Raw genomic sequence first — 14,655 nt, 5'->3', positions numbered from 1 at the left:
TGTTCGCCTTTTCTGCGAGCAGGCCATGACGATACGAGTGCGACCGGTCCGGGAACCATCCGATATGCCTATCGTTTGATGATGCCTCCCGACCAGACATTTTCCCCCGCCGGCCCAATGCCGGCTTATAAGGTGTGACATGACTTCTACTTCCGTTGCCTCGCCGAATTTCGGTGACATGGCGCTGCTGCCTGCTGTTCTCGAATCTCTTGAATCCCTGGGCTACGAAACGCCGTCTCCCATTCAGGCGCAGACCATTCCATCGCTTCTGGAAGGCGCTGACCTTTTGGGTCAGGCGCAAACCGGTACCGGCAAGACGGCCGCTTTTGCCTTGCCGCTGCTCTCCAAGCTCGATCTTGAGCGTCGTGAACCGCAGGTGCTGGTTCTGGCCCCGACGCGCGAACTCGCTCAGCAGGTTGCCGTGGCTTTCAGCCGCTACGGCCAGAACATCAAGGGCCTTGAGGTCGTCACGCTTTGCGGTGGTCAGGACTACCGTGAACAGATGCGCGGCCTGAAAAGCGGCGGTCAGATCGTTGTGGGCACGCCGGGTCGTGTCATCGACCATCTGGACCGCGGCTCGCTGAGCCTGACCGGCCTGAACGCGCTGGTGCTTGACGAAGCCGACGAAATGCTTCGCATGGGCTTCATTGACGACGTCAAGCGCGTCCTCAAGGACACGCCGACCGACGCACAGCGCGTATTCTTCTCGGCCACGCTGCCGCCGGAAATTTCACGCATCGTCAGCCGCTATCTGGTCGATCCGGTTACCGTACAGATCGAAGCGCGTGCCGCCACGACCACCATTCAGCAGCGCGTCTGTCGTGTGGAAGGTCCGGCCAAGATTGAAGCGCTGGCCCGTATTATCGAAGTCGAACCGGTTGATGCTGCCATCGTCTTCGTGCGTACCCGTGCCTCCTGCACCACGCTGGTCGATCAGCTGGTCGCCCGTGGTATCGCCGCGGCGCCGCTGTCCGGTGATCTGGATCAGAGCCTGCGTGAGCGCACGGTTCAGCGCCTGAAAAAGGGCAAGGTCGACGTGCTGGTGGCCACCGATGTCGCCGCCCGTGGTCTTGACGTGCCGCGTATTACGCATGTCATCAACTTTGACATGCCCCACGACACCGAAGCCTATATTCACCGTATCGGTCGTACCGGCCGCGCCGGCCGCGAAGGCACGGCGATTGCCTTTGCCGGTGGCCGTGAAGTGCGCAAGATTCGCTGGCTCGAGCAGGCCACCGGCCAGAAAATCGACATCATGGAGCTTCCCGACGAGAAGACCATGCGTGCGCATCGCGACGAGAAGTTCAAGGCGCGTGCCGAGGCCATGCTCGAGCGTGGTCATGAGCATCAGCGTGAGATGGTCGAATCGCTGATGGCAGAGGGCATCGATCCGATCGATCTGGCCTGTGTCTTTGCAAGCCTGGCGCGTGCCGGTGAGCCGCCGATTCGCTCTTTGCCGAAATCCAACCCGCGCAGCGAGCGCCCCGAACGTGGCGAGCGCAGCGAGCGTGGCGGTGAGCGTCGTGCCCCGCGTCGCCAGGGCGGTCCGTCTGAAGGCATGACCCGCTATCGTCTGGCCGTGGGCCATCGCGATAACATTAAGCCGGGACAGCTGGTCGGTGCACTGGCCAATGAAGGCGGCATCGAAGGCGCCCGTATCGGTCGCATCGATATTCGCCAGACTCATAGCCTGGTCGAGCTGCCCACCAGCCTGCCCGAAACCGTACTGGCCAAGATGGCGCGTGCCCGTGTCGGCGGTCGCCAGCTCGAAATCAGCAAGGATGGCGGTCGCCCCGAAGGCGATGGCGAAGGTCGCGAGCAGCGTCCGCGTCGCGACGATCGTCGCCAGCAGGCCTCCTGAGGTCATCATGACGGTGCGCTGACAGGCGCACCCTCATGACAGCAATGCGAAAGGCCCTCTGCCCACAGGCAGGGGGCCTTTTTACATTCAGCACAAGCCCTGTCGACAGGGCCCCGTCAACGAGCAAGCTGGCATGGAGTGAGCGGCGTTGTCTACGCTCAGGCAATCTGCCAGGAGAAACCATGACATCAAAGCATCAGCCGTTGCATGAGTGGACCGTCGATCCCGACACCGCCATTGCACTACAGAAATCGCTTGCCCCTCGCATCATCTGCAGCGACCAGTTCGGTGAGGTCGAGCATATTGCCGGTGTGGATATCGGCTTTGAAGACAGCGGTGACACCACGCGCGCGGTGATCGTGGTCATGCGATGGCCGTCGCTTGAAATCGTGGAGAAGGTGCTGCACCGCACGCCCACGACAATGCCTTATATTCCGGGGCTTTTAAGCTTTCGCGAGCTGCCGGCCGCACTCGAGGCCTTTGATCAGCTTACCGTCATGCCCGATCTTTTGATGGTGGACGGCATGGGTATCGCGCATCCGCGTCGGCTGGGTATTGCCGCCCATCTGGGGCTCTGGCTGGACATGCCGACGATCGGCGTGGGCAAAAGCCGCCTGTGCGGTCGTCATGACGATGTGGGGGAAGCGCGCGGCAGTCAGGTGCCGCTGATCCATCGCAACGAAACCATCGGTGCCGTGCTGCGCACCCGTGAGCGGGTCAAGCCGCTCTATATCTCTACCGGCCATAAAATATCGCTGGAAAGCTCGGTCAGCTGGGTCATGCAGTGCCTGACGCGCTACAAACTGCCGGAGCCGACCCGACAGGCCGATCGCCTCGCATCGCGTCGTACCGTTGAGACGCGGCACCCGGAGGCGGGCGCCGCGCCACGTCAGGACGACCTGTCGCTCTAGGGTATACCGTTATCCCGTGTAAAACCCCTAGCGCGTCCGGTCAAACCATTCGAGCAGTGCCTCATGGAAACGCTCGGGGGCCTGTACCTGAGGCGAGTGACCCAGATCCTCGAAGTGAACATAGGTTGACTCGGGGATGCGCTCGGCGATGTCGGGGCCCAGCTCGGCATAGTGGCCCAGCGTTTTCTGAACGTCTTCAGAGGCCAGACCCTTGCCGACGGCAGTATTGTCCTGATCGCCGACCATCAGCAGGGTAGGCACCTCAAGGTTTTCGAACTCGTAGACGACCGGCTGGGTCATGATCATGTCGTAGGTCAGGGCCTGATTCCAGGCGTTGATGTCGCGGCCTTCCCCGCGGTACATGCCGGCCTGCATCTCGACCCAGCGGTCGTACTCGGGTTCCCACTCGCCGGCGTAGTAGGTCTCCTGCTGATACTCGCGCATTTTCTCGGCGCTGGCCTTCTTGCCGCTTTCATACCAGTCATCGATCGACTGCCAGGGCACACCCTTTGCCTTCCAGTCTTCCAGCCCGATCGGGTTGACCAATACCAGACCGTCAGTGGTGTCGGGATACATCAGCGCGTAGCGGGTCGCCAGCATGCCACCCATGGAATGGCCCATGATGGTGGCGTTATTGATATCGAGATGGGCCAGCAGGGCATGGGTATTGTCGGCCAGCTGCTGAAAACTGTACTGATAGTGCTCCGGCTTGCTGGATTTGCAAAAGCCGATCTGGTCGGGGGCGATAACGCGATAGCCCTGCTGCGTCAGCGCCCGGATGGTGCTCTCCCAGGTGGCACCGCAGAAGTTCTTGCCGTGCATCAGCACCACCGTCTCTCCATTGGCCTCGCCCTGTGGCGCCACATCCATGTACATCATCTCAAGTGACTGCTGCTGGGAGTCCAGCTCGAAGCGATGCAGCGTCCAGGGGTAGTCGAACCCTTCCAGCCGGGGGCCGTAAACCGGTTTGTCGTCGGTGTCGTTGTTGGCCGTGTTGTTGTTGGCAGTATCGTTGGCGGCCATGGCAGGCAGGGCCATGGAAACAAGCAGCGGGGCCAGTAAAAGAGCGCGCATGAAAGAGTCCTTGCCGGACATCGCAGGCGATGTCGTGGTCGTAATGTTATTGGCGTGCCATCCAATGATGGCGTTTCATTCTGGCAAACAATGGCAGGGCGCAACGAGGCCGGGATGGCTTTTTAAGTTCCCCTAAAGACCGGTCAATGCCCGGTCGGGCACGACCGCGAACGGCCTGATCTGACATCATCTTTCATCACAGGCGACACGCAGGCGCTGTATCCCGGCATGGCCGGCACACAGAACTGTCGAAGTGGTCGTTTGTTTGCCATGATAGAACGCCTGAACCCACTACGCCCATCGCAATCAAAGGACCCCCGGCCATGCAGAAAAAAGGTATTGGCGATTTCTTTTTTACCATCGTTTTATGGATATTGATCGGTGGTCTGGCCCAGTGGCTGATGCAGCATCAGCTCAACGGCGACGGGGGCAATGCGGCGATGACCGGAATTTCCACCGGCAGCAATACCTCCGAAGGCGTCGGCTTTTCCTCCTACTGGAGCGCGCTGGGGCTGGTCTCGCTCTTTTTTGCCGTCATTGCCTTCATGGCGCGCGATCTGATGCGCGATAACCCGGTCACCCGCTCACTGAAAGTGATCGGCACGCGTCTTTTGAGTACCACCTTTGATATCGGCCTGTTTGCTCTTGGTGGCACGCTCTTTTTGATGCTCAGTCCGACAGCGGTCAACACGGTGCCGCAGTGGCAGGCCCTTTTTATCGGTATCAGCCTGCCGTTTTTCATCGTGATTCTGGTCGTGCTGGGCGTGATCTGGTGTCTGCTGCGCTTTTCGCGTCTGTCGCTGGTCAGCATTCCGGCGCTCGAGTTCAAGCCGATGGTGCGCGTTGCTCTGTATATAGGGCTGATGGCCATTCTGGTGCTGGCGGCCTGGCTGGCGCTGTAGGTCATCTTTGAGTGAACAAGGGCCTCTACGGAGGCCCTTTTTTATGATTGAAACATCACTTCTGACGCCGTATTCAGCTCAGGCTGATATCGCTTTGACCGTTGCCGCGGGGGGCCACGCGAATCTGAACCGGTATGCGCTCATGCATGTCCTGAACATGCGAGATAACGCCCACCCGGCGGCCCAGTGACTGCAGCGCGTCGAGCGCATCCATGGCCTGGGACAGCGACTGAGGGTCAAGGCTGCCAAACCCTTCATCGATGAACAGGGTCTCGATGGTGAGCTGGTTGGAGGCCATTGAAGCCAGCGCCAGTGCCAGCGCCAGCGATACCAGAAAAGTTTCCCCGCCCGACAGCGAGTGAACGGAGCGGCGTTCGTCGCCCATTTCCGTATCGATGACCAGTAGTCCCAGCTCGCTGCCGCCGCGCGCCAGGCGATAGCGTCGTGCCAGGCTCTCAAGATGGATGTTGGCATGCTCGATCAGCCGTTCCAGATTCCAGCCCTGGGCGATACGGCGAAACTTCTTGCCATCGGAGGCACCGATCAACCCCGAAACGCGGCCCCAGCGAGTCACCTCACGCCGGCGCTGTTCCAGCGTCTGCTCGATCTCGCGTGCCCGCTCGCGGCAGTGATCGTCGTGGCGAAGGGCGTGATCGGCCTCATCCCGTGCGCTCTGGGCCTGCGGGAGATGCGCCTCAAGACTGATCTGATGTCGGGCCAGCTCGGCAAGACGCTCATCGCGCCATACATTGAGAGAGCGTGTGTCGTCCTGAGACGGCATGGCGGCCTCGGAGGACATGGCATGCTCGCCGTAGCGGTCGCGATGCTGCGTCAGTACTTCCAGGCGCTCCTGGCTGAGCAGATGCGCTTCGTTGAGGCGCTGATCCGTGGCTGCCACGTCGTGCGAGAGCCTTTGATGCTGCTCGGTGGTCACTGCCAGCAGCGCCGTCAGAGTGTCATCATCGATGTCAGGATGGGCGCTGCGCCACTGCGCCATCGCCCGGGACAGGTTATCCCGGGCAAGCACCTGATCGTCATGCTGCTGTTGAAGCTGCAGGCGTTGCTGGTGATGTTGGTGGTACTGCTCGTCACACGCTTCCAGCTGCTTCTGCGCGGCGTTGAGTTGCTGTTCGCACGTTTCGATGTCGCGGTCGAGCTTCTCTCGCCAGGCGCCGACGCTCGGGTAATGGCCAAGCTGCGCCTCAAGCGTTCGAGACAGTCTGTCGCGTTCACCGGCCAGGGGGGCATGTGTCTGTTCCAGCGTTCGAAGCTGTTCCCTGGCATGCGTAACGCCGGTCTCCAGACGTGTGGCTTCTACTTCCAGAGCGTGCAGCTTTTCCTGAACGGGCGCTCGGGTGGCGTGGTCGCGGTCGAAACGGGCAAGGCGTTCGGCCTCTTGATCATGGTGTTCGGCAATCTTTGACCGGCGTGTTTCAAGCCAGCGGCTGCGGGCGTCAGAAGCAACTGCCAGCAGCGTTTCGCTTTCGCCGCGGCTGTCGAGGTGGCGCCGGGCCTCGTCTCGCTGGGCTGTAAGGGTCTCGAGCTCGTGTTGTCGCTGCGTGATGGCACTGTTGAGTTCGCCGTACTGACCTCGCAGCTCGGCGCAGCGCTGATCCAGGCGGTCTCTGGTCTGACGTGCTTCATCGAGCTGGCGCTGCTCTTCGCGTTCGGTGGCCAGCAGCATGTCATGGGCGGGCTGCGACGGCGGGCGATGTACGTAGGGGTGATCAAGGCTGCCACACACCGGGCACGGCGTGTCTGCCTCCAGACCCTCACGCATGGCAGGGACGCTGTCGCTGCGCGCCGCACGCAGACTTGCGATGCTCTTTTCAAGCCGCTCAAGCGCTGTTCTTTGCTGATCAAGGCCGGTGCGCGCGCTGGTGCCTTCTTCGCGCAGCCTTTCCAGCGTGTGACGATCCGTGGCCTGACGTGCGTCCAGCGTCTGAATACGCTGATCGAGCTGATGCCAGTGGTCGTGGGCATGGTTGAGATCGTCCAGCGCCTGACGCTGCTGGCGGTATTGATCCAGCCGGTTCTGGACGGCTTCACGCCACTGTGTGAAGGATTCGGCGCCCTCGGTAATTGCCGCCAGACGCGTGTCGATTTCCTTGAGCGTGCGTCGCTGCTCAATCTCTTTTTGTCGGCAGGTAGCCAGGGCCTTGTCCTGATCATCCAGGGCGCGGCGCTGCTCGCCGAGCTGCTGCTCGGTGTGCCGGGCCCGCTGTTGCAGGTCGTTATATTTCTGTTCATCAAGGGCGCACTGTTCCATCAGCGGCTGCTGCTGGCGGTAGTGCTGACGTCGGGTCTCCAGTTGCCTTTGATGGGCCTTGTGCTGCTCGGTGATCTCGTCACGCTGGCGACCGGTGGCGGTAAGCTGGTCTCCTGCGGTTTCAAGGCGCGTGTCCAGCGATTTGAGCGTCTGACATGCCGTATCGTGCTGTTGGAAAAGATGCCGTGCGGGTGCCAGTGCCTCGAGATGTGACAGCCACTGGCGCTGCGCTTTTTGGTCGCGGTGCGCCTCAAGGGCCTGGTCATGGGCCCGGCAGGCGCCGTGCCAGTGCGTTTCAAGGCGTTCATCGGTGACAAGCCAGGCCTGCTCGCGCTCAAGGGCCTGTTGCTGCGCCTGAAGCTTTTGAAGCTCGGCCCGGGCGTCGTCGGCGCGCTGCTCCAGCAAGGCGCGCGCCTCGGGTTCGGCCGGCGTCTGATGGCCAAGCTGGGCCTCCAGGTCGGCCACGTCGCGCTCGCAGGCCCGGGTCCGCTGAAAGGCGGCAATGGACAGGCGCGAATAGATACCGGTATCGGTCAGCTTTTCCAGCAGCTCGCTGCGCTGGTTGTCATCGGCTTTCAAGAAGGCGCTGAATTCGCTTTGCGCCAGCAGCACCGCGCGGGTGAACTGCTCGAAACTCAGGCCGAGGTGCTGCGGCAGCAGGCGATCAAACTCGCGTTTTTGCGAGGTGATTACGGTCTGGTCCGGCAGCGACATCAGGCTCTGCTCGACGCCCTGAAGCTTGCCGTCTGCCTTGTGGCGCGCGCGTCGCACTCGCCAGCAGGCCCGATAATGGGCGCCGTCACGGCCCCGAAAATCGACTTCGGCATAGCCGCTGCTTTCACCCCGTCGCAGCAGGGTGCGCGCATCCGCGGTGGTCAGGGTCTCCTCGCCGACGTCCGGGGAAACGGAGTCGCGCCCCGGCGCGGTGCGAAGGCGAGGGGTGCTGCCATAAAGGGCCAGACACAGCGCGTCCAGCAGGGTGCTCTTGCCCGCCCCGGTGGGCCCGGTAATGGCAAAGAGCCCGGCGCTGTCGAGCGGGTGCTCGGTGAAGTCGATGGTGTGCGGGCCGCTCAGCGAGGCGATGTTGTGAAGGCGAAGGGCCAGAATTTTCATGGGGTTTCCTCGGGCGGCTCATCGTCAAGCAGTTCCTGCAGCAGGGTCTGAACATCCTGCATGACTTCCTCGGGCGGGGCGTCGCCGTACTCGCGCGTCCAGGTACGGCTGAAAAGATCCGCCGGGCCCAGCGCATCCAGTGACTCATGGGGCTGTTGCGACGGCTGTGGCCGCGCTATCTGCGTCGTGATACTCACCAGGCGCACGGCCTTGTCCTTGAGGGCGCGCTCGATGAGCGGGCGCAGATCCACTCGAGGGGCGTCCAGAACGACCCGCACATCCAGCCAGGGCCACTGTTCACGCGATAGCCCGGTCTGCGCCTCGTCAGGGAAATCGGCCCCGGTCAGGGTGTCGAGAACGTCGTCGAGCGGCAGCGGCCCCACGCGGTGCATGGCCACGGCGCGCGGGATAGGCAGTGATGTGACCTCCTTGAGGTGTTCGCCTTCGAAGGCCACTTCCAGCACCTGATGGGGGTAATGGGTCTCGGAGAAATCCATGGCCAGCGGCGAGCCGCTGTAGCGGATATGATCGCTGCCCACGCGCTGCGGCTTGTGCAGATGGCCCAGGGCGACATAGGCGATCTCTTCAGGGAAAAGCGATGCCGACAGCGACTCTTCACCGCCAATCACGATGGGGCGCTCGCTGTGTTCGGAGACGCTGGCGCCATGCAGGTGCGCATGACTCATGGCGATCAGCGCCTGCCCCGGTTCGCGCTTTTGAGCGCCGGCCTTAAACAGGGCCTCATGGACGCGCACCATGCCGCGAACGTAGCTGTCGCCGGGTGTGCCGGGTGCCTCTTCACCTTCCTGCCCGGCTACCTGTCCGGAAGCGTCGGGCGCGACGCCGGTGACTTCGGCCGGGCGCAGAAAGGGCAGTGCCAGACACCAGGCGCGCGTGACGCCGTGGCTGTCCGGCAGGGGCACCATCAGGCGGTCCACGTCGGGCTCGCCGCTGTCATGCCAGAGAATGCGTCCGAGGGCATGCGTATTGAGACGGCGCAGCAGCGGGGCGGGCAGTTCGATGCGTGCACCGCTGTCATGGTTGCCGGCGATCATGACGATGGTCAGCTGCGGCAGACGCTCATGAGCGCCTATCAGGAAATCGTAGAGCAGTGACTGGGCGGCCATGGAGGGGTTGATGACATCAAAGATGTCGCCGGCGATCAGCAAAACGTCAGGCGCTCGCTCGTCGAGCGTCTCCAGCAGCCAGCCAAGAAAGTGGCGGTGCTCGTTGTGGCGCGACTGGCCGTGAAAGCGCTGACCGAGATGCCAGTCAGCGGTATGAATCAGTTTCATCAAACGCTACCGTCATGAGAAGGAGTGCCCGGGGCATAATTTATCCGGCCGTTATCGAGCGGTTGTCGAAATCATGAGGGCATCGAGGATGTAATGACAGGGGGCGTGTTGGTGTGATCGTGAAATCGGCAGGTCATGGTTGTGTCTCTCAAGCTGGACATAATAGGAACGCCCTGGCGATCCGGGTATATTCCTGCCCTGTCGTCAGACCGGCGATGGCGTGCCCGGTGTCATACGAGGCGAACACGCCGATATCGACGGCGGGCGCAGGGCCCGTGCGGCAGACGGTGACACAGCGTCACCATGTTTTACGCAAGGGCAAAGGAACCGCCAATGCATATGATGGTCGATTCTGGTTAACCTTGGGTCATCCGAAAGCCTCATGATGGGCTGACCCCCTTTCAACTCAATTATGGATTGCGGCTCAGGCAGGGTCGTATCGTCTTAAAAGGAAAGTCTTGTCCATGGATCGAAGAACTCTACTCAAGGCGTCTGCTGCGCTCTCTGCGCTGGGCATGTCGACCAAGTCCCTGTTGGCGCGTGCCAGTGGCAACAATAACCGCGGGCCGGGCGAGGGCATCGGACTGGCGCTGGATGAGAAGGGCACCGATTTCGACTTTGACTGGCTCAAGTCACACGCCCGCGAAATGGCGACCGCCGACTATCAGGACACGACCGAAACGCTGCCCGATACGCTGACGCTCGACAATCTTGATCCGCACGAATATCAGGCCATTCAGTACGACCAGGATCATGCCATGTGGTCCGACCGTGGCGATGCCGCGGTTCAGGCGCAGTTCTTTCACGTCGGCATGCAGTTCAACCAGCCGGTGCGCATGCACAGCGTGGTGGATGGCAAGGCCTACGAGATTCATTTCCGCCCTGAGCTTTTCACCTATGAAGGCACGGGCATCGATGTCGATCAGCTCAAGAATCACGATCTGGGCTTTGCCGGCTGGCGGGTATCGCGAAATCCCGATTTCTCGGCGCTGGCCAACGTCGTCTCCTTTCTGGGGGCCAGCTATTTCCGCGCCATCGACAAGAACAACCAGTTCGGTCTGTCGGCGCGCGGGCTGGCCATCGATACGGCCATGCCGGCAGAAGAGGGCGAGGAAGAGTTTCCGGTCTTCACGCATTTCTGGTTTGACGAGCCATCGGCCAACCGTGCCCGCTTTACCGTCTACGCCCTGCTGGACTCTCCAAGCGTGACGGGCGCCTACAGGTTCGATATCGACTGTCAGTCCGAACGGGTGGTCATGGGCGTGGAGGCCAATGTCTATCCGCGCAAGAGCATCGAGCGTCTGGGCATCTCGCCCATGACCAGCATGTTTTTGACCGGGACCAGCCAGCGGCTGCGTCGCGATACGGTCGTGCCCCTGATCCATGACTCCGATCGGCTCTCGATCTGGAGCGGTGACGGCGAGTGGATCTGTCGACCGCTCTATAACCCGGACGTTTTGCAGTACAACACCTTTGAGGATGAAAACCCGCGCGGGTTTGGACTGGTCCAGGACGATCACGACTTCGAGCACTATCGTGATGTGGTCAACTACTATCACGCCCGCCCGAGCCTTTGGTGCGAGCCGACCAGTGACTGGGGCAAGGGCTCGATTACGCTCATCGAGCTTCAGACCATGGGCGAAACGGTCGATAATATCGCTGCCTTCTGGCAGCCCGCCGAGCCGGTCGAGGCCGGCCAGGAGCTGAGCTACAGCTACAACCTGTACTGGAGTCCGCATCCGCCCGTCAGGCCCTCGGTGGGTCAGGTCGACAAGACCTGGACCGGTATCGGCGCGGTACGCGACGGCTGGATTCCCGGTGAGCATTCACCGGAGACCTGGGCGCGTCGCTTTGCTGTGGATTTCCGTGGCGCGCCCATCAACGACATGCCGGCCGATGCCGAGATGGAAGCTGTCGTGTCGGCCTCCACCGGCGAAACGCAGGTCGTGTCGGTTACCAAGCTGGGCGGGCCGCTGCAGATGTGGCGCGCACAGTTTGACTGGTATCCCAAAAGCGAGCAGACCGACCCGGTCACGCTGCGGGTCTATCTACGCCAGGGCAATCAGACGCTGAGCGAGACCTGGCTTTATCAGTTCGTGCCCCCGGCGCCAAATGAGCGCAACTGGGATCACCACGGCTGATATTACAGGCGCCAGGTGTCGTGCGACGGGCCCTTCGGGGTCCGTTTTATTGATGTGATAACCCCAGAAAGTAACGTCTGCCGGTTGCGAGGCGTACACTAAAGAAACTATCCGCTGATCCATAAGCGCCGGGATTTTCAATGAGCGAGCTACTGCCGCGCCCCTTTGTCTTTCTTCGCCATGGCGAAACCTTTTATAACCGTGCCTGCCTCATTGCCGGCAGCCCGGATGTGCCCCTGACGCCGTTTGGCGAGTCCCAGGCGCGTGATGTCAGCACCGTGCTGGGACGCCGGGACTGGTCCCGTGTTGCCGTCAGCACCATGTTTCGGGCGCGCAAGACCGCCCGGCTGGCGCTGCCCGGCAGTGAACTTCATTTCCATGCAGGGCTTCGGGAGCGCCACTGGGGCGCGCTTGAAAAAACGCCCATTCAGGACCCCATGCCCTATTTCGACACGCCGGAAGGCGGCGAGGCCTGGGTGGACTTTCAGGGTCGGGTGCTGGATGTACTCAATGAGCTGCTGACACGCTTTGAATGCCCGCTGGTTGTGGCGCATTCCGGCGTTTTTCGAGTGATCTGCAACGTGACTCAGGGGCATCCCTACGGGGCGCGCATCGGCAATGTGGCACCTGTCCTGTGCCAGCCGCCGGCGCCCGGACAGCGTGTCTGGCAGCTTGCGCCGTGGCAGGGCTGGTAGCCCGGCAGGATGTCCGTATCCATGCTTCAGGGTGCCCGTACCAATGAGGGTTTCAGGGAGCGATCAGAGAGAGGCTTTATATGACGACAGTAGGCTATGGCGACGACCGGGTGGACGTTGGCGGGCATTTCCCCGCGCCGGGCGATGAGGCGGCGTCCTTTGTGTTGACAGGTCGGGAGATGAACGAGGTCTCGCTCGAGGATTTTGCCGGCCGGCGCAAGGTGCTCTCGATCGTGCCGAGTATCGATACCGGCACCTGCGCGACGTCCACGCGCAAATTCAATGAACAGGCATCAGGACTCGACAATACGGTCGTGCTGGTCATTTCGGCGGATCTGCCCTTTGCTGCCGGGCGCTTTTGTGGCGCAGAGGGACTGGACAACGTCATGATGCTGTCCACGTTTCGCCACCACGCCGAGTTCGTTCAGGCCTATGGGGTCGATATCCGCAGCGGTCGCCCGCGCGGGCTGTGCGCTCGCGCCGTGATTGTCCTCGACGAGCACAATCGCGTACTCCACAGCGAACTGGTCGATCAGATCAAAAACGAGCCCGATTACGAGGCGGCGCTATCGGCGCTGTAGGAAAAGGTTATGCCGGCTTTGGTTGTCAGGGCGTCAGGACTGACTATCCTTTCGATGAGTGTCCTGTCGCATCAACAGGACACAGGGACTTGTAATCACGATCTGTACCAGGGAGGCATGTAATGGCCATTCAGAAAAAAGGTTCTGCCCAATGGGAAGGAAGCCTGAAGCGAGGCAAGGGTGTCGTTTCCACTGAAAGCGGCGCGCTCAAGGAAAATCCCTACGGTTTCAATACCCGCTTCGAAGGCCAGCCGGGCACCAATCCGGAAGAGCTGATCGGCGCGGCACATGCCAGCTGCTACTCCATGGCCCTGTCCATGATCCTGGGTCAGTCCGACCTGGAGCCGGAAAGTATCAAGACAGAAGCCACGGTCACTCTGGATCAGGACGACAGCGGTTTTTACGTCAGCAAGGTGGCTCTGACCACGGTCGCTCGCATCCCGGGGGCTGATCAGCAGACTTTTGAGAAGGCCGCCAACGACGCCAAGGAAGGATGCCCGATCTCGCGTCTGCTCAATGCCGACATCACGCTTGATGCACGCCTTGAAGGCTGATTGCCAGGGTTGGTGAACCGGCAAGCCGAATAAAAAGGGGCCCCGCCACTGGCGGGGCCCCTTTTATATGGTCTGCCCTGACCAGGGCCGGCGCCGTCATGGCGTCTCGGGCTCTTCCAGAACGCCCGGGAAGATGTCATAGAAGGTGTTGGAGGCGATGCCGATCAGCACAATATCGTTGCCGATTCGGCGCCAGGCGTACCCTTCATAGCGGGGCAGGGCCTGTTTGACGCTGTCGGGCAGCTGCTCGCTGTCGACGTGATCCGGCAGCCGCTCACCCATCTTCAGCGGCTTCGCCACAGTGTCGAAGGTTCGACGCTTGAAGTCTTCCCTGTGGGCATTCAGGGTTCGAATAACCAGGTTGCGATCCACTTTCGGGCCGCTTTTGGCGTCGCGAACGGCGATCGCCCCGGGTGAGGCCTGATAGCCCTGTTGCGCCTGAGGGCCTGCCTGCACGTGACCCTGAAGCAGCGCCAGCAGCAGGCCGAGACTCAGGGGAATTGTCATAAACGCTGGACACATACGCATTCCAGTTTCCTTCCAGCAGAAATATTGAAGCCGAATTACATTGATTCAACGCGATGAAGGCGTCGGTGTAATCCTCATGATGATTGTGATGTCATACTTTCAAATGCTGCATACGCAAGGGGCCGCTTTCAAAGCGGCCCCCGTCAAACGGACGAGCAGATTCGGATAGCGCACCAGGCAGTCAATGCACCAGCCAGTCCTGTCCCGGACGGATAATGCTGGGTGCAGGCGCGGCGCCGTATTTCTCATAGTATGCCTGTCTCTGGCGCCATTCGGCACGCTGCAGGCGATGCTTGAGCTGAACAAAGCCTTCCTTGCGATCATATTCACTGTCATCGATCAGCATGGCGGCAGTCTGCCCCGACGATGAGCAGGGATTTACACCGCCATGTTGTACGGTATCAGCAGTCGTTGCGTTGCGTTTGAAAAGTTTCATGAGGTTCCCTCCCTTCCACTGTAACAGCCGTGTTTCTTTTATCATCTGTACAGTATCGGCATCGGCCTTATCCCTGGCTGTGCCGTTACGTTCTGTGACAGTATAGATGGTTGAATCAGCAAAATTCACGCTTTCGCATCAATCCATTCGTACATATTAGCCCCTGATTGCTGATGCACTCGGCATTCGCGGCGATTTGCGGCAGTGAAAGGGCCTTTGGAAGCGATGCGGGCGCCCTGCGGCCCGAATCGAGTCTCACAAAAGCCATCGAAGGCAGAAGGGCGCTGCCTCGATG

The 14,655-nt window shown here is 61.2% G+C and carries 12 protein-coding genes; 7 read left to right on the top strand and 5 right to left on the bottom strand.

The window, feature by feature from the left end; translation table 11 throughout:
- Positions 1 to 139: 139 nt before the first annotated feature.
- Positions 140 to 1,861 carry a DEAD/DEAH box helicase gene (locus ACXMYO_RS07705; RefSeq protein WP_457808314.1) on the top strand — a complete coding sequence of 574 codons (1,722 nt, stop codon included), beginning with the start codon at positions 140 to 142 and terminating at the stop codon, positions 1,859 to 1,861.
- A gap of 182 nt (positions 1,862 to 2,043) precedes the next feature.
- Positions 2,044 to 2,772 carry a deoxyribonuclease V gene (gene nfi, locus ACXMYO_RS07700; RefSeq protein WP_457808313.1) on the top strand — a complete coding sequence of 243 codons (729 nt, stop codon included), beginning with the start codon at positions 2,044 to 2,046 and terminating at the stop codon, positions 2,770 to 2,772.
- A 27-nt stretch (positions 2,773 to 2,799) separates the two neighbouring features.
- Here nfi and ACXMYO_RS07695 read toward each other — a convergent pair whose 3' ends face one another.
- Entirely contained in the window at positions 2,800 to 3,846 is a 1,047-nt protein-coding gene (locus tag ACXMYO_RS07695; protein WP_457808312.1) for an alpha/beta fold hydrolase, read from the bottom strand.
- 323 nt (positions 3,847 to 4,169) lie between these two features.
- Between ACXMYO_RS07695 and ACXMYO_RS07690 the strand changes: the two genes are divergently transcribed.
- Positions 4,170 to 4,748, top strand: a complete 579-nt coding sequence (locus ACXMYO_RS07690) for a hypothetical protein (RefSeq protein WP_438768032.1) — start codon at positions 4,170 to 4,172, stop codon at positions 4,746 to 4,748.
- A 73-nt stretch (positions 4,749 to 4,821) separates the two neighbouring features.
- Here the strand turns inward: ACXMYO_RS07690 and ACXMYO_RS07685 are convergent, their stop codons facing one another.
- Both ACXMYO_RS07685 and ACXMYO_RS07680 read right to left on the bottom strand, forming a co-directional pair.
- Complete coding sequence (locus ACXMYO_RS07685; RefSeq protein ID WP_457808311.1) at positions 4,822 to 8,130, bottom strand: AAA family ATPase; 3,309 nt, start codon at positions 8,128 to 8,130, stop codon at positions 4,822 to 4,824.
- Complete coding sequence (locus tag ACXMYO_RS07680; protein ID WP_457808310.1) at positions 8,127 to 9,425, bottom strand: exonuclease SbcCD subunit D; 1,299 nt, start codon at positions 9,423 to 9,425, stop codon at positions 8,127 to 8,129. Before ACXMYO_RS07680 ends, ACXMYO_RS07685 begins: the two co-directional genes overlap by 4 nt.
- A 464-nt stretch (positions 9,426 to 9,889) precedes the next feature.
- Between ACXMYO_RS07680 and ACXMYO_RS07675 the strand changes: the two genes are divergently transcribed.
- From ACXMYO_RS07675 to ACXMYO_RS07660, 4 genes are all read left to right on the top strand, one after another.
- The gene (locus ACXMYO_RS07675; protein WP_438768028.1) at positions 9,890 to 11,566 is read left to right on the top strand and encodes a glucan biosynthesis protein; all 1,677 of its coding nucleotides are present in this window, start codon (positions 9,890 to 9,892) and stop codon (positions 11,564 to 11,566) included.
- 140 nt (positions 11,567 to 11,706) lie between these two features.
- Entirely contained in the window at positions 11,707 to 12,261 is a 555-nt protein-coding gene (locus ACXMYO_RS07670; RefSeq protein WP_438768027.1) for a histidine phosphatase family protein, read from the top strand.
- Between the two features lie 80 nt (positions 12,262 to 12,341).
- Positions 12,342 to 12,842 carry a thiol peroxidase gene (gene tpx / locus ACXMYO_RS07665; RefSeq protein WP_438768025.1) on the top strand — a complete coding sequence of 167 codons (501 nt, stop codon included), beginning with the start codon at positions 12,342 to 12,344 and terminating at the stop codon, positions 12,840 to 12,842.
- 122 nt (positions 12,843 to 12,964) lie between these two features.
- Positions 12,965 to 13,396, top strand: coding sequence for an OsmC family peroxiredoxin (locus ACXMYO_RS07660; RefSeq protein WP_438768024.1), 432 nt, complete (start codon positions 12,965 to 12,967; stop codon positions 13,394 to 13,396).
- A 96-nt stretch (positions 13,397 to 13,492) separates the two neighbouring features.
- Here ACXMYO_RS07660 and ACXMYO_RS07655 read toward each other — a convergent pair whose 3' ends face one another.
- Both ACXMYO_RS07655 and ACXMYO_RS07650 read right to left on the bottom strand, forming a co-directional pair.
- Positions 13,493 to 13,903 carry a hypothetical protein gene (locus ACXMYO_RS07655; RefSeq protein WP_457808309.1) on the bottom strand — a complete coding sequence of 137 codons (411 nt, stop codon included), beginning with the start codon at positions 13,901 to 13,903 and terminating at the stop codon, positions 13,493 to 13,495.
- Positions 13,904 to 14,105: 202 nt separating this feature from the next.
- On the bottom strand, positions 14,106 to 14,489 hold the full coding sequence (locus tag ACXMYO_RS07650) for a hypothetical protein (RefSeq protein ID WP_457808308.1): 384 nt from the start codon (positions 14,487 to 14,489) through the stop codon (positions 14,106 to 14,108).
- Between the last annotated feature and the right edge of the window lie 166 nt (positions 14,490 to 14,655).

The sequence above is a fragment of the Kushneria sp. EE4 genome, from assembly GCF_977968315.1.
This window is presented reverse-complemented; position numbering and strand designations above follow the sequence as displayed.